The sequence below is a fragment of the Calidithermus timidus DSM 17022 genome (genome assembly GCF_000373205.1).
Classification (GTDB): domain Bacteria; phylum Deinococcota; class Deinococci; order Deinococcales; family Thermaceae; genus Calidithermus; species Calidithermus timidus.
In genome coordinates this window covers 23885-45518 of the sequence record NZ_KB890699.1, presented here as the reverse complement: position 1 = coordinate 45518, position 21634 = coordinate 23885, and the positions used below count along the sequence as shown (strand labels likewise).

Below are 21634 nucleotides of genomic sequence, written 5' to 3'. Positions count from 1 at the left end.
GCATTTTCTCGGCGGATGAAGATTCTTTTAGCCCTAAAGATTCCAAATAAGGCGACTGTGGCGCTATTTGCTACGCACCGATCAGTATTCCCGGCCCCAGCTAGCTTGACTTGGTATACCTTGGACCGTATACTCACTGAAACCTTTGCATGAGTATGCGAAGGTCCCCCCGCATCCCAACTTGCAGCACAGGAGGCCCCCCTAATGGAGTTCAGGAAGGCATATCCCGACATAGCTATCGGACACGACGCCTGCGGCATCATTGCCATCGCCGAGAAGGCAGGCAAACCCACCCATGCCAACGTGCAGCGGGTGATCGAGAGCCTGTACAGCATGGCCCACCGCGCGGGTCTGATCCGGGGTGAGGGGGATGGTACGGGAATCCAAACCGATCTGCCACGTGAGCTATGGGCAGGCTACCTCGAGGAAGCCGGCTTCGACGGCAACCTGGCCAACAACCCGCGCTTCTTCGTGGGCCACCTCTTCATCCCCAAGAGCAGCGCCGAGCGGGTGCAAGAACTCATGGATCTGATCCGCGTCGAGGGCAGCCGTCGGGGGATCAAGCTGCTGCTAGAGCGCAAGGGAGAGGTCAATTCCAGCGTGCTGGGGCCGGTGGGTAGGCGCACCGAGCCGCTGTTTTACCAGATCGCGGGGCTCTCCACCGACGGCGACGGGCCACTGTGGGAGCTGGGCCTGGTGCTCGAGGAGCGCTTCCCGGTGCACGTGGTCTCGCTTTCGACCTCCTCGGTGGTCTACAAGGTGCGCGGTTCTGCCGAGATCCTCAAGCGCTACTACCCTGAACTCTCGCGGGCAGAGTACAAGTCGGCCATCACTTTAGGCCACAACCGCTACTCCACCAACACCCTCTCCACCTTTGAGCAGGTGCAGCCCTTCGGCCTGCTGGGCCACAACGGCGAGATCAACACCATCGAGCGCCTGCGCCGTGAAGGGCGCTTTTTGGGTATTCCCCTTACGGGTGGCTCGGACTCGCAAGACCTCAACCGGGTGCTCGAGGGCCTGCTCTACCGCTACGCCCTCTCGCTGCCCGAAGCCCTCGACCTTGTCTTCCCACCCGTCGTGGGCGAGATCAAGAATTATTCACCCGCCCTGCAAGATCTCTACATGGCCCTGCGGCAGCGCTTCGGTCCGCTGGCCCAGGGGCCTGCTGCCCTGGTGACGCGCCACCGCGAGGAAGCGGTGTTCTGCACCGATGCGATGGGCCTGCGCCCGCTGTGGTTCATCGAGACCGAGGCCGAGTATATCTTCTCCTCCGAGCGCGGGGTCTTCACCGCCGAGGAGTTCGTGGGTGACCCCCGCCCCCTGGCTCCCGGCGAGAAGGTCTACCTGCGCGTGACCCCCGAAGGCGTGCGCCTGCTGCCCTACGAGCGCCACCAGCGCCAGGTGCTCGAGCGCTTCCTGGCCAAGAGCGGCACCCTGGGCGAGTACAACGTGCACCTCAAGGGCCCCCGCTACGAAAGCCTGCCTCCCCTATCGGGCGGAGCTGGGGCGGGGGTGGAGGAGAAGCCCGCGCCGCCTTCCCTCAACCTCGAGCGGGCCTTCGGCTGGGATCGCTGGGACGCGGGTTACCTCGACACCCTGGCCGAGACCGGCAACGAGCCCATCGGCAGCCTGGGCTACGACGGCCCGCTGGCCGCCCTCAACCCCGAAAAGCCCAACCTCTCCGAGTTCCTCAAGGAAACCGTGGCGGTGGTGACCAATCCGGCCATCGACCGCGAGCGCGAAATCGAGCACTTCTCGGTGCGCACCATCCTGGGACGGCGGGCCTTGCCTAACGGGACAGGGGGGGGCTGGACCGAAGAGCTGCTGATCCCGGTGCTGCTGGAAGAGACCCATCCCGAGGTGCGGGCCATCGTGCAGGGCCAGGGCACCCTGAGCCTCGAGGACGCCCGGCGTCGCTTCAAACACGCCGTGCTGCTGTCTCAGTTTACCGTCGAGGAGGGGCTGCTGGCGGGCCTCAAGCGGCTGGAGGAACAGGCCGTCCAGGCCGTGCGGGAAGGGGCCGAGCTGCTGGTGCTCTCCGACCGCAACTCCTTCGAAAATGGCGTCTGGCTCGACGTGTACTTGGCCCTCGCCGCCGTCGGGCAGGCGCTCGAGCACGCCCGCGACGCTGAGGGTGTGAGCCTGCGCCGCCGCACCTCGATCGTCGTGCACTCCGGTGGCATCCGCAACCTCCACGACGTGGCGGTGTGCCTGGGGCTGGGTGCCGATGCGGTATCCCCCTGGCTGATGCAGCACAAAGCCCACGCTTCGGGCGGCTTGGTGGCTTTGCAGAACGTGCTCGAGGGGCTCAAGAAGGGCTTGGAGAAGGTCATCAGCACCATGGGTATCCACGAGCTGCGCGGCTACGGGCGCATCTTCAGCGCGGTGGGTCTCAAGCCCGAGCTGGCCGGGCGCTTGGGGATCCGCACCTTCTTGGCCTCGGAAAAGGCCGGATACGGCTTCAGCGAGCTCGAGCGCACCGCCTTGGAGCGCCTGTCCTTCCTCTCGCAGGAGAAGGTGCTGCCCACTAAGGACTTCCGCTTCAACCCGCGCATCTTCAAGGCGGCCATGGACGTCTCGAGCGGGGAAGCCCCTTACGACACCTTCCAGGAGCGGGTGCGGGGGCTGGAGAAGGAATCTCCCGTGGCGGCCCGCCAACTGCTGGAGGTGAAGTTCCCCGACAAGAGCGACGTGCTCCCTGAGGAGGTGGACATCGGGGTCGGGGGGCACTCCATGCCCTTCGTGATCACCGCCATGAGCTTCGGCTCACAGGGCGAGACCGCTTTCCGCTCCTACGTCGAAGCGGTGAAGAAGCTCAACATGCTGTGCATCAACGGCGAGGGTGGTGAGATCCCCGACATGCTGGGCAAGTACACCCACTGGCGCGGCCAGCAGGTGGCCTCGGGGCGCTTTGGCGTGCACAGCTACATGCTCAACTCGGCCTCGGTCATCGAGATCAAGATCGGGCAGGGAGCCAAGCCCGGCGAGGGCGGCCACCTGCCGGGCAAGAAGGTCTCGGTCAAGGTGGCGGCAGCCCGCAACGCGGTGCCTGGCGTGGACCTGATCTCGCCTTCCAACAACCACGACCTCTACTCCATCGAAGACCTCGCCCAGCTCGTTGAGGAACTCAAGACCGTCAACCCCAAGGCCAAGGTCTCGGTCAAGGTGCCCGTGATTCCTGGCATCGGTACCATCGCCGTGGGCATCGCCAAGGCTGGAGCCGACATCATCGCGCTGTCGGGCTTCGAAGGAGGCACCGGTGCGGCGAGGTGGCACGCGTTGAAGTACGCCGGTTTGCCCGTGGAGATCGGCGTGCGCCGCGCTCACCGCGCCCTGGTGCGGGCAGGGCTGCGCGATAGGGTCGAGCTGTGGGCCGATGGTGGCCTCAAGACCGCCTACGACACCCTGCGCATGGTGCTGCTGGGTGCCGACCGGGTGGGCATGGCGACGATGGCCATGGTCGCCATCGGCTGCACCATCTGCCGCGGTTGTCAGCTCGACACCTGCCACGTGGGCATCACCACCCAGATCGAGACCCTCGAGCAGGCTCAGGCCCACGGCCTCAAGCGCTTCGTACCCCAGGAGCTGGACCGGGCGGTGGAGCAGCTGGTGCGCTTCTTCAGCCTCAAGGCCGAGGAACTGCGCCGCATGGTGGCCGCGCTGGGCTTCAAATCCCTGCGCGAGTTGGTGGGGCGTAGCGACCTGTTGCGCCAGGAAGGCTTTGAGAAGGCCATCGACCTGAGTTACTTCTTTGAGCCGGTGAGCGCGCCCGACTGGATCAATGAGCGTTCGGCCCACGTGCTGCGCAAGCCGCTCAACCAGCTCACCCGCTCCATCACCGAGGTGGTCTCCGCCGCCTACGAGGAGGGCAGCCGCGACCTGATCTTCCAAGAAGGCCCGGTGGGCTCCACCGACCGCGCCCTGGGCGTGCACCTGGCGGGGGAGATGGCCCGCCGTCGCCTCTACGGCAAGGGCTTCGATGCCAAGGTAGAGCTGCGCTTTGACTCGGGGAGTGTGGCCGGCAACGGCCTGGCGGCTTTCAACTGCGAAGGGATTGAGGTTCACGTCGAAGGCGGCGCCCAGGACGGGGTGGCCAAGAACGCCTTTGGCGGCAAGGTGACCATCCTCAAAGGCCGCAACCCCTACGGTCAGTACGTCGATGGTTCGGTGGGCAAGTCCTTCGCCTACGGGGCCATCAGCGGCCTGCTGATCGTGGAGGGCATGGCCGACAGCCGCTTCTGCATTCGCCTCTCCGGCGCCGATGTGGTGCTGGGTGGTGAGCCCGAGCGCCCCTTGCAGGACGAGCTGGGCAACATCGCCACCCGCGCCCAGGCCAAGGGCTTCGCTTTCGAGTACATGACCCGTGGTCGTGCGGTGGTGTTGGGTGACCCCGGTCCTTGGATCTGCTCGGGCATGACCGGCGGGCGGGTTTACCTGCGTTACTGGCCCGAGATGGGCCTCGACGACGCTGCTTTGAACCGCCGCCTGGCCAAAGGTGCCAAGGTGGTGGTGCAGAAGCTCGACGAGCGCGGGGTGGCCGATGTGAAGGAACTGTTGGGCGCCTACATCGCCGAACTGTACGCCGCCGAGCGCTCGGACAAGGCAGAGCGGCTCGAGCGCCTGGTGCAAGACCCCGCCTACCACTTCCGCGTGGTGGTGCCGGTTAACCAGCAGGTGCTTCAGGAAGTGAGCACGGAGTAAGCGCGCCGATCGTCGACGTTGATGGCCGATAGCCCGGCAGCGCTATCGGCCATTTGTTTGATGCAAGTGGCGTTCAGGCCTCGCTTGCAGGAGTAGGATAGGACAGATGTCCCTAATGACGAAGACCCTTTTGGAAGACCTCAAGCGCCGCACCGGCTTTACCGAGCAGCACGCCGGGTTGCTGCAAGACCTTGGTCGGTATATGACCCCTATGGCTTCCGAGATCGCGCTGGCTTTCTACGACTACCTGGGTCGGGACCCTGAGATGCGGGCGATCCTGTGGGCGGTGCCGGGTCGGGTCGAGCGCCTATATGGGCGCTTTGCTGGCTGGTACCGCGAGCTCTTCTCGGGAGTCTACGATGAACACTACGCCGAAAGCCGTCGCCGCATCGGCCTGGTTCACGCACGCCTGGGCATCCGCCCCGCTTTCATCATCCCGGCCATGGGGATTGTGCAGGAGCTCTCCCTAGAGCACATGAACTCGGTGCTCAAAGCCTCCGAGTTGCTTGCTGCTGTCGAGGCCTTTGAAAAAATCATTGCCATCGAACTCACCATCATCCAAGAGAGCTATAACGAGGCCGTGGAGGCGGGTATCCGTGCGGGCATGGCCTCGAGCGAGGCCGCACTTACCCAAGGCGCCGAGCTGTTGTTGCGGGAGAAGGCGTGAGGCTAGAGTCGCGTAGGCGAGAATGCGGTTAAGATTGTGCAGTGATCCGGGCTATCCTCTTCGACCTCGACGAAACCCTCATCCTCGACCACCCGGTTTCGGTTCATACGCTGTGGAACTGCGCGTATTATGCGGCTTCCTGGTACAGCCTCGACCTCGAGGCCCTCGTGGAGGCGGTGGGGGAGCAGGCGACGCGGTTGTGGAAGACCTCGCCGGTCTACGCTTATACCCAGCGCATCGGCCACAGCGCGGGGGAGGGGCTGTGGGCCCGCTACCTTGACACGCAGGTGCCCGAGATTGCTCGCCTACGCGAGTGGGCAGGGAGTTACCGGGTGGCGGTGTGGCGCGACGCACTGGCCGAACAGGGCATCGCCGACGAGGCGCTGAGCGAGGCGCTGGCCGATCGCTTCTTCAATGAGCGCCGGGTCTACCCCCGCTACCCTGAGGTGGACGCGTTGCTGGGAGCGCTGTCCCCGCGATACAAGCTGGGCATCGTCACCAACGGCGTGCCCGACCTGCAGCAGGAAAAACTCGAGGGCTGCGGCTTGCTGCACCGCTTCCAGGCGGCGGTGATCTCGGGCGTGGTGAATATCGGCAAGCCCGAGCGCGGCATCTTCGAGCACGTCTGCAAGGAGCTCGAGGTCGAACCCGAAGCCTGCGTCATGGTGGGCGATAACCCCGAACGTGACGTGGCCGGGGCCCTGGGTGCGGGCATGCGCTCGGTGCTGGTGAACCGGGGCTTCAAGGACCCCGACCCCCGCTACCGGGCCAGTCTCGAGGTGCGCAACCTCCTGGAAATGCTTCCCTGGCTCGACACCCTGGCCTGAGCGGATCCTCGAGCCAAAGCCCCGCACTCCCAGACGGTACTTCCACCTGCGCTTCATAACGCCCTAATAACGGATGTAAGTAGCGGCTCAAACACCAAATATGCTGGGGGCGTAGTATATCATTAGGGGTAGAAATGGACGCCGCTTACACGCCAGAAGGGGGTTACCTTTGAACAGGTACGACGACCGCGCGCGGTTGGTGTTTCATTACGCCAGGGAGGAAGGCAGCCGTCTGGGCCACAGCATGATCGGCCCCGAGCACCTGCTCCTGGGGCTGATGCGCGAAGGCGGTACGGCGGCGCGCATCCTCATGGAATATGGGGCCAGCCTCGAGGCCATGCGGCGCATGGTCGAGGAGCTCGTGGGCCGGGGGGAGGGCAGCCGCACTGGGGAGCCGCCCGCGATCACCCCGCGGGCCCGCCGGGTGATGGAGCTGGCCGGGGCGGAAGCCCGCAATATGTCGAGTCAGGTTATCGGGACGGAGCATATCCTTCTGGGCATCATCCGCGAGGGCGACGGCATCGCCTACCGGATCATGACCCACTACGCCAAAGACGTGGACACCATCCGCTGGCGGGTTCTCTCGCAAGCGGGCGAGGGCCAGAAGGAGAAGGCCGTGGCAACGCCATTCCTCGACGAATACGGACGCGACCTGACCCGCGAAGCCCGTGAGGGCAAGCTTGACCCCGTGATCGGTCGCTCGGAGGAGATCAACCGGGTCATCCAGATCCTGGCCAGGCGCACCAAGAACAACCCCGTGCTGGTGGGCGACCCCGGCGTGGGCAAGACGGCCATCGTGGAGGGCCTGGCCCAGGCCATCATCGAAGGACGCGTGCCCCCGGTGCTGCGGGGGGCCCGCATCGTTTCTGTGGATCTCGCGGGCGTGGTGGCGGGGACCAAGTACCGCGGCGAGTTCGAAGAGCGCCTGCGCCAGATCATCGAAGAGCTCAAGAACGCCAAGGTGGTGGCCTTCATCGACGAGCTGCACACCCTGATTGGGGCGGGTGGGGCCGAGGGCACCCTGGATGCGGCCAACATCCTCAAACCCCCGCTTTCGCGCGGGGAAATCCAGGTCATCGGCGCGACCACCACCGGTGAGTACCACCGCTACATCGAGAAAGACGCGGCGCTGGAACGCCGCTTCCAGCCGGTGATTGTGCTCGAGCCCAGCCCCGAGGAAACCCTGGAGATCCTCAAGGGACTGCGCCCGCGCTACGAGGCCCACCACGGCGTGGTGGTTCCCGACGAAATCCTGCAGCTTTCGGTCAAGATCGGTATCCGTAGCCTGCCGGGCCGCAACTTCCCCGACAAAGCCATCGACCTCATCGACGAGGCTGCCTCGAGGGTGCGCCTCAACGCCAGCTTGGGCCTGCCGGTGGCCGAGGACGAGGACGGCACCCCCCTCGTCAGCCGCGAGGACATCGAAGCGGTGGTGGATAGCTGGGGCGGCGTCTACGTCGATGACAAGGACGACGGCAAGCTGTTTGGCCTCGAGGCCGAGCTCAAGAAGCGGGTCATCGGGCAGGACGAGGCCATCGAGGCCCTGGCTGCCGCCCTGCGGCGGGCTAGGGTGGGCCTGGGTGGCCGTACGCGGGTCTCGGCCAGTTTCCTCTTCGTCGGCTCCTCCGGTGTGGGCAAGACCCACCTGGCCAAGGCCCTGGCCGAGGTGCTCTTCGGCTCCGAACGGGCCCTGATCCGCTTCGACATGTCGGAGTTCCAGGAGCCGCACTCCATCTCCAAGCTCATCGGGGCTCCCCCCGGCTACGTGGGCTACGAGCAGGGCGGTCGCCTCACCGAGGCGGTGCGTCGCCAGCCCTTCAGCGTGGTGTTGCTCGACGAGATCGAAAAGGCCCACCCCGACATCTACAACACCTTCTTGCAAGTGCTCGACGAGGGTCGTCTCACCGACGGCCTGGGCCGCACCGTCGATTTCCGCCGGGTCATCCTGATCATGACCTCCAACACCGGCTTCAACGTGGGCCCCGCCATCGGCTTCACCTCCAAGGAAGTCGATACCGAGAGCCCGATCAAAGCCCTCTTCACCCCTGAATTCCTCGACCGCCTCGACGAGGTGGTCCGCTTCCGCAACCTCGACGAGTCCGAGTTGGTGCAGGTCGCCCAGATCATGCTCGAGGACATCGCCAAGGAGCTCGAAAGCCGTGAGAAGATCGTGCGCTTCGACCCGGCCTTGGCGGCCTGGCTCGTTGAGCACGCGCCCAAGCAGGGCTCGACCCGCATCCTGCGCAACCTGATCCGGGAGAAGGTCGAAGACCCGCTGTCGCTGGCCCTGCTGACCCGCCCTGGCCGCACCCTCTTCGTGACGCTCAAGGGTGAGGAGATCCACTTCGAGGAAGAGGAAGTCTTCACGGTCTGATGCCCAGCGAACGCCGAACGTCGAACGCAAAGACCCGAAGGCGTTTGGCGTTCGGCCTTTTCCATTGAGCCCCACAGCAGCTATGGCCAAGACCCAATACACCTGCGTTGAGTGCGGCTACAAGTCCATCAAGGCCCTGGGCCGCTGTCCCAACTGCGGGGCCTGGGGTTCGTTCAAGGAAGAGGCCGCACCTGGCCGGGCGCCGGTGGGAAGTTCCCGCAACAGCCTCAGCAAGGTCCGGCCCCTGCCCAACCTCGAGGCCATCGTGCGCCTGGGTGCGGTAGACCCCAGCGGCGAGGCCCGCTTCAGCAGCGGGATCGGCGAGCTGGACCGGGTGCTGGGCGGGGGCTTTGTGATCGGAGAGGTGCTGCTGCTGGGCGGCGAGCCAGGGGTGGGCAAGAGCACCTTGCTGCTTCAGGTAGCCGACCGTATGCTGCGCCAGGGCCGGCGGGTGATCTATTTGGCGGGGGAGGAGTCGCCGGGGCAGATCCGCCTGCGGGCCGAGCGACTGGGCACCTCCGGCGAGCTCGAGCTCCTGCGTGAGACCGGCCTCGAGGCCGTGCTCGCCACCCTCGAGGCCGAATTGCCTGAGTTCTTGGTGGTCGACTCCATTCAGACCCTCGAGACCACCTCGGCTGCGGGCTCGCTGGTGGCGGTGCGCGACGCCACTTCGGCCCTGACCCGCTTCGCCAAGGCCAACAAGGTGACCACGGTGCTGGTGGGGCACGTGACCAAGGAGGGCATCGTGGCCGGACCCAAGGTCATCGAGCACGTGGTCGATGCTACGCTCTACCTCGAGACCGCTGGGAACTTTAGGGTTTTGCGCTCGAGCAAGAACCGCTTCGGCCCGGTGGGGGAGATGGGGGTCTTCCGCATGGCGGAGGAGGGCATGGAGGAGGTGGCCAACCCCTCCGAAGCCTTTTTGGCCGAGCGTCCGGTGGGTGCGCCGGGCTCGGTGGTGGCCTTGAGTCTCTCGGGTGAGCGGGCGTTGGCGCTGGAGGTGCAGGCCCTGGCGGCCCGCACCCCCTTTCCCGCTCCCCGCCGGGTCTCGCAAGGGCTCGACTCGCGTCGGGTAGATGTGGTGCTAGCGGTGCTGGAGCGGCGGCTCGAGCTGCCGCTGGGCAACCTCGACGTCTACGTCAATTTGGCGGGCGGTTTGAAGCTTTTTGACGCGGGATTGGACCTGGCGGTAGCCCTGGCGGTGTATTCTGCTGTGGTGGGTAAGCCCATTCCTCAGGATTTCGCCGTGGTGGGCGAGGTCGGGTTGGCCGGAGAGGTGCGCAGCGTGGAGGGCCTCGAGCGCCGACTGCGCGAGGGCCGGCGGGCGGGTTTTGAGCGGCTGTTGTACCCGGGCGTCATCCGCAACGTGGAGGAGGCAGTGAAGCGGTTGTTATGAGCATTTTGCGCTTAGGGCTCTACCTTTTGATGGTGCTCGGCGGCTTCGAGGTGGGAGGCTGGCTCGAGGCGCGCGGGGTGCTGGGCGCGGATTCGGGGGGGATGCTCTCGCTCAACCGCCTCTACCTCGGGTTGGTCGGGCTGCTGCTGGGCTTCTTGCTGGTGCCTCGCCTGAGCGTGCTCATCGAAAGCTGGTGGATCCGCCTGCAGCGCTGGTTGGGGTCGCTGCCGCCAGAGGTGCCCGTAGCCCTGATCGTGGCCTCGAGCGCCGGGCTGCTCCTGACGGTGCTCATCAACAACCTGCTCTCGCAGTTCGCTGGCTATACCCCCTGGTATTCACTGCTGCTGGCCCTGCTGCTCTCGGGCTTTCTCTCGGCTTTGGCCCTGGCCAACCGCGATTACTTTCGCATTCGTCCACCCGCTCCACCCCCTCGCCCCAAGGGGGGCAAGATCCTCGACACCAGCGTGCTCATCGATGGCCGCATCGCCGAGGTGGCCGATCTGGGCTTTTTGGAAGGCCCTTTGCTGGTACCGCGGATGGTGCTGCGCGAGCTGCAAAGCTTCGCCGACCATTCCGACGCCCAGAAGCGGGCGCGGGGCCGTCGGGGGTTGGAGGTGCTCGAGCGGCTGAAGGAAAAGGTGGGGTTGGAGGTGCTCGAGGCACCTGCCAGCGACGAACCCGTCGATGACCAGCTCCTCACCCTGGCCCGCCAGAACTCCGCCGCGCTGGTCACCAATGACTCGGCCCTGCTGCAACTCGCCCGCATCTACGGCGTCAAGGCCCTCTCGGTGCAGGCCCTTGCCACCGCGCTGCGTACACCCTACGTGGCGGGGGAAGTGGTGCGCATCACCATCACCAAGGAGGGTAAGGAGGCCGGGCAGGGGGTGGGCTACCTCGACGACGGCACCATGATCGTCGTCGACGATGCCCTGCCCTTCCGGGGGCAGGAGGTGTCGGTGGTGATCACCCAGTCCATCCAGACTCAGGTGGGGCGTCTGCTCTTTGGCAAGCTCGAGCGCAGCGCGACCTCGAGCTGAGCCAAAGCCGATGGATATGGGGGTGGTGCAGCCCTGGCTTTAGCTCCGGGGCGATGGCGGGGGTAGGCTCAGGCTCATCAACTTCTGCGCTGGTTGTCGTGGCCTTTTGATGGTCGTGAAGGGAGGGTGCAAGGATGCCGAAGTCCTTCAAGGGTTCAACCGTGCCTGTTGATTTACCAGCTCCGGTATAGCGATGCTTCTGAGTCTCCTCGGTCCTCCCCAACTGCTGATCGGTGATCGGCTCTGGCCACAGCTGCCCCGGAAGGCCGTGGCGATGGTGGCTTATCTGGTGACCCAGGGGGGGCAGGCCGACCGGGGTACGCTGGCTTCGCTGCTGTGGGAGGGGGATGAAGAGAGCACCCGGCGCAACCTTCGGCAGGAGCTGTTCCGACTCAAGGGGACGCCTTGGGAGCGGATGCTCGAGCAGGGCTCTCAACAGATCGTGCTCACCGCCGTCGAGACCGACCTGCAACGCTTCCTCGAGCACTTGAGCCGGGGACGCTGGGCCGAGGCGGTGGGGTTGTGGCGGGGTGGGCTGTTGGCGGGCTTCGAGGTGCGGGCTAACGAGGCCTTCGAGGAATGGCTGGCCATCGAGCAGACCCGCTGGCAAAACCTCTACCGCGAGGCCATGCTGGGCTGGGCCCGTAGCTTGGAGGCCGCTTCGCAGCGGCGGGAGGCGCTGTCGGTCTATCAAAAACTGCTCGAGCAAGACCCCCTGCAAGAAGCCGAGCAGCAAGCGGTGATGCGGTTGCTGGCGGTGCTGGGGGAACTCCCGGCGGCTATGCGCCAGTACGAGCAGTACGCCCGGCTGCTCGCGTTGGAGCTGGGGGTCGAACCTTCACCCGAGACCCAGGCCCTCTACCACCACCTGCGACGGGGCAGCCTGGATGCCGTGGTGCTGGCCCCGGCCTCGCCTGCTTCGCTGCAGGATCCGCCCCTGGTGGCCCGCAGTGAGGACTGGGCCTGGCTCGAGACCCATCTGGGTCGGGGCCTGGTGTTGTTGGTGGGTGAGGTGGGGGTGGGGAAAAGCCGCCTGGCCCAGGACTTTGCCCGACGCAGGGGTCAGGTCTTTCAGATTCGCCAGCGCGAGAGTCTGCGCGAACTGGGCTTTGGCGGCCTGATCGAGGCGGTGCGGAGCGCGATCGAGAGCGGGCAGTCGTTGGAGGGGCTCGAGCCCGTCTGGCGCGAGGAGCTGGCCCAGCTATTGCCCGAGCTAGGCGTTTTCGTGGGAGGAGCCGCCAACGCCAAGTTGCGGCTCTTCGAGGCCCTGGCCCGCATGCTGCTGACCCTGGTGCGACCGGGGGGCACGGTAGTGTGGGAGGACCTACACTGGGCCGATGCCCCTGCCCTGGAGTTCCTGGGCTACCTGACCCAGCGGGCCCCTAGCTTGGGGATCTACCTCCTGGGCACCACCCGCAGCGAGGGCTATCAGCGGGGGCACCCCCTCTACGAGGCCCTGCGGTCCTTGAGCAGCGAGGGGCTGCTGTGGGTGCACACCCTCGAGGCCCTGTCCCAGGCCGGGGTGCGCGAGCTGGTCCAGCGGCTCTCCGGTACTCCTGGCGGGACCCTCTTCGCCGAGCGGCTGCATAAGGCCACCGGCGGAAACCCGCTGTACCTGTTGCAGACCTTGCGCTTCCTCTTCGACCGGGGGTTGTTACGGGTGGAAGGGGGACGCTGGCACACCCCCTTCGACAGCATCACCGCCGACTACCGCGAGCTGCCCTTGCCCCCCTCGGTGCGCGAGGTCGTACAGCAGCGCCTCGAGCGGCTCCCGCAGGGGGCCCGCGAACTCGCCCAGGTTCTGGCCATCGCCGATGCAGCGCTCGAGCCTTCGGAGCTGGCGGCTTTTAACCGCGACGACCTGGCCCTCGAGCACCTGCTCCACGGCGGTATTGTCCAAGAAAGTTCTGAAGGGTACGTCCTGGCACACGACCTGTTGCGCTCGACGATCCTGGAGACCTTATCCGCGGCTGCCCGCCGTCGCCTGCACCACCGCTTGGCCGAGGTGCTGCGCGATACCGGTGCGCCGCCCGAGCGACTGGCCCATCACCTCGAGGCCGCCGGTCAACTGACCCAGGCCGCACGGGCTCATTTGGCGGTAGGGCGCAAGCTGCGGGTGGGCCCGCTGGGGCGCAGCGCGTTGGCCCACTACAGCAAGGCCCTCGAACTCATGGGTCCCCTGGCCCCGCCCCAAGAGCGTTTCCAGGTGCTGGCCGAATGCACCGAGCTCAAGCTGGCGCTGGGCGAGCGAGCCCAGGCCGAGCGGCTCGAGCTGGCCCGCTTGCTCAGCGAAGTGCCCGAGGAGCAGTGCCGGCTGTTCCTGATCGAGGCCGAAGCCGCCGTGCAGTCGGGGCGGGTTGCCGAGGGAATCCAGGCGGCGCGGCAGGCCCTCGAGCTCGCCCGCACCGCCTGGCAGAAGGGAAAGGCCCTGTTCCGGCTGGCCTGGCTGGAATACCGCGGTGGCGATCCCGATGCCCAGCTCGAGCCCCTCACCGAGGCCATCCGCTATTTCGAGCTCTCCGGTGACCGCTTCATGGAAGCCCACGCGCTGCGCAACCTGGCCGGGTACTACTCGCGCATCGGTGACCAGGCCAAAGCCCGCGAGGCCTACAACAAGGCGCTGGTGCTGGCCCAGGGCATGGCCGATGACCTGCTGCTGCGCCGCCTCAAGGCCGATGGCGCCATCGTGGATTTCGTGCGTGGGGCCTACCACCGCAGCATCGCCACCGGGGAAACCCTGCTGGCCGAGGCGCGGGAGCGGGGGGATTTGTGGGCGGTGTGGGACGCGTTGCATATCCTCGGCCTTAACGCCGGAGCGGTGGGCCTGAGCCCGCAGCTCGAGCAATCCCTGCACCAGGCCCTGCGCGAGGCCGAGGTAGTGCGGGCCTACCGCGATGTCTCGATCCTGCGCACCGCGCTGGGCACGGCGCTGATGGTCGAGAACCGGCTTCTGGAGGCCCTCGAGGAACTCCAGCAGGCCTTGCGGGTGATGCAGGACTTGGGCGAGCAGGCTACTTTGGGCTACGCCCTGTTCTCCTTGGGCTTTACCCAGGTCGAGCTGGGCCGCTACGAGGAGGGGGAGGAGGTGCTCACCCGCGCCGCCGAGCACTGGGGCGAGCGCAAGCAGGGCAGGGACCGGGCCAGGGCGCTGGCGGGATTGGCGCTGTCCTACTTGCGCCGGGGCGAGCGGGAGAGAGCCCTCCAGGCCTCGAGCCTGGCCTACGAAGGCCGCGAGGAGTGGGCCGAGGGCATCTTCGACCTGCCCTTCATCCTCTATGCCAGGGCCAGGGCCCTGGGGGACGAGGAAGGCGCTGGGCTGCTGGAACGTACCCAGCAGCTCCTCCGCTCGCTATCCGAGCGCCTCCCTCCCGAATTCTCCGCGCGCCTGCTCAATAACCGTTTCGTACAGTGGGCCCTGGCGAAGAGGGCTGGGAAGCCGACCCCCCCGTAGCCCCTGTGCCCGGATCTCCCGCGGGGGCGGGGCCGCAGCCGCCTTCCCACTGTAATACCGGATTCAAAAAGATAATCACCCAAACCAAAGACCTTCAGAGGCTATCTTTTTGAATCCTAGAGCACTCCCTTCGGTCGGGTCAGTTCGTTCCCGAATGGGAACGAACTGACCGAATCTGGTATAACGGGAATTTAACGCCACTCCGGCGGCGCCGGCTTCCCCAACCCTGCCAACCACACGACCCGCGTGTTCTTTGGCTCACCCGAGGCTTTGCCGAGCGGCAGCAGCGTCCCCGGTCCCGCCTACGGCCCGCTGAACGCCCAGTGGTTGGGCCCAGACAGCACCTCGGGCAACGTGTACGCCTTGCAGTGGCAATTTGACCCGGGCACCAACCTCCCGATCGACTACAAGGGCTTCGGGAGCAAGGCCCTGACCCTGAGCGATGGCGGCGCGTTCAACAACCAGAACGTGACTTTGGGCAGCCTGGCCGAGGACAACCTCAGCGGGAGCGTCACCGTCCCGGCGGGGTATGCCCTGAACCAGCGTAGGGTCAACCTGCGGGTAGCCCCCGGGTCGGGCACGACCCTGCTCGCCGACGCTTCGGCCGCCACCAGCTTCAGCTACGTCACCCCCAGGATCGCCGGTGCGACCCTTTCGCTCGTGGCGGCGGCCAGTAGCGGGGCCAGGTTGTCTGTGGCCTGGAAAACCGGGGTCGCGACCAACGCCTCCGGGGTCGGTGTCAGCCTGACCGCCGCTCCCGGCCTGACGGTGCCGGTCAACAACGCCACGGGCGTCACCATCAACACCGATTTCCAGACCACCGGTTTCAGCGGCGGGGTGAACGTCTTCTACTTCAGGCACCTGGCCGGCTCCAACCCCGACATCTACGTGATCACCACCGCGAACACCACCAAAATTCCCGACCTGAGCGCGATCGGCCTGGGTCTGCCCACTTCCGGGGCCGTCAGCTACTCGTGGCAGGTCATCGGGGTTGCGCCCTTCACCTCCACCGACCTCGCGGCGGGGTCCGGCGGCTTCCTGAAGGATTACTTCAAGGTTGCCCTGTTCGGCAGCGGCGCGGGGCCCGATGCGGACGGCGGGATCGGCCAGTCGGAGATCTTTAACTTCACCACTCCGTGAAGCGTCTCGAGACCGGCGAATGAAAGGAGGAGGCCGGGGGTCCCCCGGCCTCCGCCCCAGCGCTCGAGCCTAGAACCGCTCGGCCACTTTGTCCCAGTTGATCACGTTCCAGATCGCCGCCAGGTAGTCGGGGCGGCGGTTCTGGTACTTGAGGTAGTAGGCGTGCTCCCACACGTCGATGCCCAAGAGCGGGGTGTCGCCCTCCATGAGCGGGGAGTCCTGATTGGCAGTGCTGTAGACCTTGAGCTTGCCGTCTTTGTCCTTGACCAGCCAGGCCCAGCCGGAGCCGAAACGGGTGAGCCCGGCCTGGGTCAGCTGCTCCTTGAGCTTCTCGAAGGAGCCGAAGGTGGCGTTGATGGCCTCGGCCAGCCTGCCGGTGGGTTCCTTGGAGCCGCCGGGGGTGAGGATGTCCCAGAAGAGGGTGTGGTTGTGGTGACCACCCCCGTTGTTACGCACGGCGGTGCGGATGGCCTCGGGCACCTGGCCGATCTTGCCGAGGAGTTCTTCCAGGCTCCAGCCCTGGATTTCGGGGGCTTTTTCCAGCGCGGCGTTGAGGTTGTTGACGTAGGCCGCGTGGTGTTTGCCATGGTGGATCTCCATGGTCATAGCGTCGATGTGGGGCTCGAGGGCCGCTTTATCGAAGGGCAGTTCGGGTAGTTTGAACGGATAACTCATACTTCCACCTCCCCAGAGGTACTCTATTGCCGGGCTTGCGATCAAGATGTGAGCCAGGAAAGGGTTCGGGGAACAGGGTATCGGCCCGGTGCTCTTCTAGCTCGGCCTCGTCATCTCCATGGGGACCACCCAGCGGTCGAACTCCTCCTCGCTCAGGTAGCCCAACGCCAGCGCGGCTTCCTTGAGGCTGGTGCCCTCCTTGTGGGCCTTCTTGGCGATGGCGGCGGCTTTATCGTAGCCGATGTGCCGGTTGAGCGCGGTGACGAGCATCAGGTTCTTCTCCAGGTTCTCCCGGATGCGGGGAAGGTTGGGCTCGAGGCCTACCGCGCAGTGGTCGTTGAAGGCAAGACAGGCGTCGCCCAGGAGCTGGATGCTGGTGAGGACGTTATACACCATCACCGGCTTGAACACGTTGAGCTGGAAGTTGCCCTGGCTTCCAGCGAAGGCCACCGCTGCGTCGTTGCCGAAGACCTGCACGCAGACCATGGTCAGGGCCTCGCTCTGGGTGGGGTTGACCTTACCGGGCATGATGGAGGAGCCGGGTTCGTTCTCGGGGATGAGCAGCTCTCCGATGCCGTTGCGCGGTCCCGAGGCCAGCCAACGCACGTCGTTGGCCATCTTGAAGAGGGCTCCGGCCAGGGTGCGCAAAGCGGCGCTGGTGGTCACCAGGGCGTCGTGGGCCGCCAGCGCGGCGAACTTGTTGGGGGCCGAGACGAAGGGAAAGCCGGTCTCTTTGGCGATGTAGGCCGCGCAGAGGTCGCCGAACTTGGGGTGGGCGTTGAGGCCGGTGCCCACCGCCGTCCCGCCGATGGCCAGCTCGTACAGCCCCTGCTCGGCGTGGCGGACTTGCTCGAGGCAGTAGTCGATTTGGGCGACCCAACTGCCGATCTCCTGGCCCAGCGTGATGGGGGTGGCGTCTTGCAGGTGGGTGCGGCCCACCTTGACGATGTCCTTGAAGGCCTCGGCCTTGGCCGCCAGGGTGTCGCGCAGCTTCTGCACGTTGGGGTAGAGCTGGCGGTGCAGCTCCTCCACTACTGCGATGTGCATGGCGGTGGGGAAGGTGTCGTTGGAGGACTGCCCCCGGTTGACGTGGTCGTTGGGGTGGATTGGGTCTTTGGAGCCCAGTACCCCGCCCGAGAGCTCGATGGCCCGGTTGGCGATCACCTCGTTGGCGTTCATGTTGCTCTGGGTGCCCGAGCCGGTCTGGAAGACCACCAGCGGGAAGTGCTCGTCGAGCTTCCCGGCGATGACCTCCTCGGCGGCCTTCACGATGAGTTCAGCCTTGTCACGGGGCAACTCGCCCAACTCGGCGTTGGCCAGCGCCGCCGCCTTCTTGAGGATGCCCAGCGCCCGGATTATGCTCCTGGGCATCTTGAAGCGCTCGGTGCCGATGGGGAAGTTCTGCAATGACCGCTGGGTCTGGGCTCCCCAGTAGCGGCTGGACTCGACCTGGATTTCGCCCATGGTGTCTTTTTCGACGCGGTAACTCATAGCCTCGCCATTTTACCGGCTGGGCTGGGGGGCGAAACGGCGCAGCGTGCGGTAGGCAATCCCTAAGCCAAGTGCCACGCAGAAGGCCCCGGCCAGGAAGGGGGCGCCGGGCAGCTCCGCCACCGCCTGTGGCCCGGTGAAGCGGCTGAAGAGATAGGTGCCCGCCACCGGGCCCACGACGCCCATCAGGTTGCCGATGGTGGCCAGGGCGCCCTGCACGGTCCCCTGCTCATCGGAGCGGACGTTGCGGCTGATGAAAGCCTGCAATGCGGGTTCGTCCACCGCGCCGAGCGCGCTGATCGCCAGTGCCCCGAAGAGCACCCAAGGGGTGCTGGCGAGGCCGTAGAGCACGAGGCTGAGCGCGCTCACGCCCAGGCCCAGCACGACGGCCCGCCGCTCTCCCAGCCTTGGGACCAGCCAGGGCACCACCAGCCCCTGCCCCAAGGCGGCCATCAGCCCAAAAGCCGCCAGGATGAGGCCGTTTTCGGTGGGGCCGAAGCCGTAGCGGTAGGCACCATAGGGAATCCACACCGCGACCAGCATGTTCATGGCCAGGCCACTCAGCAGGATGGTCCAACCCAGCGGGCGCAGCAGGGGGTACCGGGCCAGGGCGGCCAGCGCCCCGAAGGGGTTGGCCTCGAGCCAACATAGCGTTCGCTTGCGGTTTTCCGCCTTTAGCGACTCGGGCAGCAGCGCCAGGGCCAGCGTGAAGGTGAAGGCCGAGGAGCCCGCGACGATCCAGAAGGGCACCCGCAAGCCCCAGTCGCCCACCAGCCCGCCCAGCGCAGGCCCGATCACGAAGCCGACGCCGAAAACCGCCCCCAAGAGGCCGAAGTTGCGGGCCCGCCGTTCGGGGGGCGAGATGTCGACCAGGTAGGCGTTGACTACCACCAGGTTGGCGCTGGTAACCGCCGCAACAGCGCGGCCTAGGAAGTAGAGCTCCAGACCGGGGGCCAGCGCGGTGAGCAGGTTTCCCACCGCCGCCCCTGCCATTGACAAAAGCAGGAGGGGCTTGCGCCCGTAGCGGTCGGAGAGCATTCCCCATACCGGGGCGAAGAACAGGGTGAGCGCTGCGTAGAGGGCCAGCGACCAGCCGTAGAGGCGGGCCGCCTCCTGCACGCTGCCGCCGCTTAGGGCTTGCAGGAAGCTGGGCGTGATGGGGTAGAGCAACCCTTCGCCTGCGACGTCCACGAAGAGGATCGCCAGCACCACCAGCAGGCCGGAGCGCACCATGGGCTCACTTTACCTACAAAAGTTTGGTTTGTCAAACTGTTTTGTCAATCGTAAATAGCGGTTCGCCAAACCGTTCGCCCTTTTGGCCTAAGATGGGGGGGTGGACGCCCTACGGCAGGAGTTAGCCCAGGCCCTGTGGCGGCTGAGCGAGGTGGCCTTCGCTGACTGGACAGGCTGGATGACCGAGATGGCCCAGATCCACGGCCTCACCCTGCGCGAGATCAACACGCTTTATGAGCTTAGTGTGGATGGATCGCTCAAGGTCTCCGAGATCGCCGCGCGCACCGGGCTCTCCAAGGCGGCGGCCAGCCAGATGGTCGAGCGCATGGTGCGGCAGGGGCTGCTCGAGCGCGCCGAGAACCCCGCCAACCGCCGGGAGAAGCAGGTGCGGCTGAGCCCCCAGGGCCGCACGATCACCCGGCAGTTCGACCAGGCTGCCCTCGAGCAGATCGTCAAGGTGCTCTCGCGTGTCCCCGACGAAAAAATCCGGCCCCTCCTTGGGGCCGTGAACGCGGCGCTGGAGGAGCTCGAGACCAGCCCGCCCGGGGGATAATTGCCGGCTACTCCTTCGTCTGCTCGTAGGGCTGGTGAAGCTGCACCGGCTTGGCCTTGCTGCGGCTGCCGGCGCGGATGTTGAGCCACTCGGTGAAGACCGCGAAGGCGATGGCGAAGTAGATGTAGCCCTTGGGGATCTTCTGGCCCAAGCCCTCGGCGATGAGGCTCACGCCGATGAGCAGCAAGAAGGACAGCGCCAGCATCTTGACCGCCGGGTGGCGGTTGACAAACTCGTAGATGCTCTTGGAGGCGAAGAGCATGATGCCTACGGCGATGATCACCGAGGCCATCATCACCGGCACGTAGGGGGTCATGCCCACGGCGGTGATCACCGAGTCGATGGAGAAGACTAGGTCTAGCAGCAGGATCTGGCCGATCACCGCGGCGAAGGTGGGGGCGACGCGGGCGCTGGCGTGGCCCTCCTCACCCTCGAGCTTCTCGTGGATCTCCTTGGTAGCCTTGTAGATCAGGAAGAGCCCACCTAGGAGGAGCACGATATCTTTGCCCGAGATATCTTGCCCCAGCACGGTGAAAAGCGTGGCCTTGAGGCCGATGATCCAGCCGATGGCCAGTAGGAACAACAGCCGCATGCCCGCGGCCAGCAAGAGCCCGGTCTGGCGGGCGCGGTCCTGCTGCGCTTTGGGCAGCTTGGAGGCCAAGATCGAGATGAAGATGACGTTATCCACGCCCAGCACGATCTCGAGCACGGTCAGCGTGAGGAGCGCGGTCCATATTTCGGGATTACTGATCCATTCCATATGAGTTCAAGCTTATTGGTGAGCACGATCTTATACCAGATTCGGTCAGTTCGTTCCCGAATGGGAACGCCGCCCCGCCAAGGCGGGGCGGTCGACCGAAGGGAGTGCTCTAGGATTCAAAAAGATAGCCTCTGAAGGTCTTTGGTTTGGGTGATTATCTTTTTGAATCCGGTATTAGGCCAGATGCGGCAGGCCGCTTGAGGGAACAATCGGCCCCGAGCCTGGCCCTGTAGCATGGGGAGCATGTGGGATCTGATCATCGTGGGTGCAGGTCCGGTGGGTCTTTCTGCTGCCATCGAGGCCAGGCGGGCCGGCCTACGGGCGCTGGTGCTGGAGAAGGGCACCCTGGTCAACACCATCCGTCGTTGGCCGGTGGAGACGGTTTTCTTCAGCGAAGCCAGGAACCTCGAGATCGGCGGGCACCCCTTTCCTTCGCTCGCTCCCAAGCCCACCCGCCGCGAAGCCCTGGTCTACTACCGCCGGGTGGCCGAGGTGGAGGGGTTGGAGGTGCGCACCTACACCGAGGTGAGGGGCATCGACGGCTCCGAGGGCAATTTCAGCGTTCGGTACAGGAGTCGGGAGGGGGAGGGCAGCCTCGAGGCCCGCTTCGTGCTGGTGGCTACGGGCTACTACGACACCCCCAACCGGCTGGGGGTGCCTGGCGAGCACCTGCCCCACGTGCGCTACGGCATCGAGGAGACCATAAGCTACTGGCAGCAGCAAGTGGTGGTGATCGGTGGCTCCAACAGCGCCGTCGAGACCGCGCTGGAGCTCTACCGCTCGGGGGCCAGGGTCACGGTGGTGCACCACGAGGCGGAGATCCGCCCCCGCGTCAAGTACTGGCTCAAACCCGACTTCGACAACCGGGTCAAGGAGGGCTCGATCCGGCTGCTGCTGAACTCGAGGGTGAAGGAGATAGGCCCGCGCAGCCTGACGCTGGAGCACGCTGGCTCGAGCCAGACCATCCCCGCCGACTTCGTGATCGTGCACATCGGTTACCGGGCAACGGATGGCCTGCTGCGCCAGGCGGGTGTCCGCTTCGACGAACGGGATGATCAGCCTGTACTTTCCGAGGCCTTCGAGACCTCGCTGCGGGGGTTGTTCGTGGCCGGTTCCGCCGGCTTCGGCTCGGATACCCGCACCGTGTTCATCGAGAATGGCCGCGAACATGCCAGGGTGGTGGTGGCGGAAATCGCCCGTCGGCTCGAGCTCGCCGCCCACTCCTGATTTTGCTGAAGGGAAATTCATGCAGTCCTACTGGATCCCAAGCCGCCGTGGGGTCAATCTGAGCCAGAAGCACAGAGGAGGACGCCCCCCTTTGGGACAGCG

The 21634-nt window shown here is 65.9% G+C and carries 14 protein-coding genes; 10 read left to right on the top strand and 4 right to left on the bottom strand.

Features of this window, described 5'->3' with window-relative positions:
* Positions 1-204: 204 nt before the first annotated feature.
* The 8 genes from B047_RS0111945 to B047_RS16775 all read left to right on the top strand — a co-directional run bounded on the left by B047_RS0111945 (position 205) and on the right by B047_RS16775 (position 15593).
* Positions 205-4701 carry a glutamate synthase-related protein gene (locus B047_RS0111945; RefSeq protein WP_018467202.1) on the top strand — a complete coding sequence of 1499 codons (4497 nt, stop codon included), beginning with the start codon at positions 205-207 and terminating at the stop codon, positions 4699-4701.
* Between the two features lie 115 nt (positions 4702-4816).
* Positions 4817-5368 carry a protoglobin domain-containing protein gene (locus B047_RS0111940; protein ID WP_018467201.1) on the top strand — a complete coding sequence of 184 codons (552 nt, stop codon included), beginning with the start codon at positions 4817-4819 and terminating at the stop codon, positions 5366-5368.
* Positions 5369-5409: 41 nt separating this feature from the next.
* On the top strand, positions 5410-6195 hold the full coding sequence (locus B047_RS0111935) for an HAD family hydrolase (RefSeq protein ID WP_018467200.1): 786 nt from the start codon (positions 5410-5412) through the stop codon (positions 6193-6195).
* 169 nt (positions 6196-6364) lie between these two features.
* Positions 6365-8569 carry an ATP-dependent Clp protease ATP-binding subunit gene (locus B047_RS0111930; RefSeq protein ID WP_018467199.1) on the top strand — a complete coding sequence of 735 codons (2205 nt, stop codon included), beginning with the start codon at positions 6365-6367 and terminating at the stop codon, positions 8567-8569.
* Between the two features lie 82 nt (positions 8570-8651).
* A complete protein-coding gene (radA, locus tag B047_RS0111925; RefSeq protein ID WP_018467198.1) occupies positions 8652-9965 on the top strand; it encodes a DNA repair protein RadA in 1314 nt (437 codons plus the stop codon).
* Positions 9962-11002: a PIN/TRAM domain-containing protein gene (locus tag B047_RS0111920; protein WP_018467197.1), complete on the top strand. Its 1041-nt coding sequence runs from the start codon at positions 9962-9964 to the stop codon at positions 11000-11002. Before radA ends, B047_RS0111920 begins: the two co-directional genes overlap by 4 nt.
* 274 nt (positions 11003-11276) lie before the next feature.
* On the top strand, positions 11277-14453 hold the full coding sequence (locus B047_RS0111915; RefSeq protein WP_245533740.1) for an ATP-binding protein: 3177 nt from the start codon (positions 11277-11279) through the stop codon (positions 14451-14453).
* Positions 14454-14699: 246 nt separating this feature from the next.
* Positions 14700-15593, top strand: a complete 894-nt coding sequence (locus B047_RS16775) for a hypothetical protein (RefSeq protein WP_018467195.1) — start codon at positions 14700-14702, stop codon at positions 15591-15593.
* 69 nt (positions 15594-15662) lie between these two features.
* Here B047_RS16775 and B047_RS0111905 read toward each other — a convergent pair whose 3' ends face one another.
* The 3 genes from B047_RS0111905 to B047_RS0111895 form a co-directional block, all read right to left on the bottom strand.
* Entirely contained in the window at positions 15663-16268 is a 606-nt protein-coding gene (locus B047_RS0111905; protein ID WP_018467194.1) for a superoxide dismutase, read from the bottom strand.
* 96 nt (positions 16269-16364) lie between these two features.
* Complete coding sequence (gene fumC / locus B047_RS0111900; RefSeq protein WP_018467193.1) at positions 16365-17759, bottom strand: class II fumarate hydratase; 1395 nt, start codon at positions 17757-17759, stop codon at positions 16365-16367.
* Between the two features lie 12 nt (positions 17760-17771).
* On the bottom strand, positions 17772-18992 hold the full coding sequence (locus B047_RS0111895; protein ID WP_018467192.1) for a tetracycline resistance MFS efflux pump: 1221 nt from the start codon (positions 18990-18992) through the stop codon (positions 17772-17774).
* Positions 18993-19092: 100 nt separating this feature from the next.
* On the opposite strand from B047_RS0111895, the gene B047_RS0111890 reads away from it, so the two are divergent.
* On the top strand, positions 19093-19545 hold the full coding sequence (locus B047_RS0111890) for a MarR family winged helix-turn-helix transcriptional regulator (protein WP_018467191.1): 453 nt from the start codon (positions 19093-19095) through the stop codon (positions 19543-19545).
* 7 nt (positions 19546-19552) lie between these two features.
* Here the strand turns inward: B047_RS0111890 and B047_RS0111885 are convergent, their stop codons facing one another.
* A complete protein-coding gene (locus tag B047_RS0111885) occupies positions 19553-20305 on the bottom strand; it encodes a TerC family protein (RefSeq protein ID WP_018467190.1) in 753 nt (250 codons plus the stop codon).
* Between the two features lie 243 nt (positions 20306-20548).
* On the opposite strand from B047_RS0111885, the gene B047_RS0111880 reads away from it, so the two are divergent.
* A complete protein-coding gene (locus B047_RS0111880; protein ID WP_018467189.1) occupies positions 20549-21532 on the top strand; it encodes a YpdA family putative bacillithiol disulfide reductase in 984 nt (327 codons plus the stop codon).
* The last annotated feature ends 102 nt before the right edge of the window (positions 21533-21634 follow it).

Bases quoted from the DNA above. Each gene is read 5' to 3' on its own strand.
- B047_RS0111945 (WP_018467202.1), top strand. From the start codon at position 205: ATGGAGTTCAGGAAGGCATATCCCGACATAGCTATCGGACACGACGCC.
- B047_RS0111940 (WP_018467201.1), top strand. From the start codon at position 4,817: ATGACGAAGACCCTTTTGGAAGACCTCAAGCGCCGCACCGGCTTTACC.
- radA (WP_018467198.1), top strand. From the start codon at position 8,652: ATGGCCAAGACCCAATACACCTGCGTTGAGTGCGGCTACAAGTCCATC.
- B047_RS0111920 (WP_018467197.1), top strand. From the start codon at position 9,962: ATGAGCATTTTGCGCTTAGGGCTCTACCTTTTGATGGTGCTCGGCGGC.
- B047_RS0111915 (WP_245533740.1), top strand. From the start codon at position 11,277: ATGGTGGCTTATCTGGTGACCCAGGGGGGGCAGGCCGACCGGGGTACG.
- B047_RS0111905 (WP_018467194.1), bottom strand. From the start codon at position 16,268: ATGAGTTATCCGTTCAAACTACCCGAACTGCCCTTCGATAAAGCGGCC.
- fumC (WP_018467193.1), bottom strand. From the start codon at position 17,759: ATGAGTTACCGCGTCGAAAAAGACACCATGGGCGAAATCCAGGTCGAG.
- B047_RS0111895 (WP_018467192.1), bottom strand. From the start codon at position 18,992: ATGGTGCGCTCCGGCCTGCTGGTGGTGCTGGCGATCCTCTTCGTGGAC.
- B047_RS0111885 (WP_018467190.1), bottom strand. From the start codon at position 20,305: ATGGAATGGATCAGTAATCCCGAAATATGGACCGCGCTCCTCACGCTG.
- B047_RS0111880 (WP_018467189.1), top strand. From the start codon at position 20,549: ATGTGGGATCTGATCATCGTGGGTGCAGGTCCGGTGGGTCTTTCTGCT.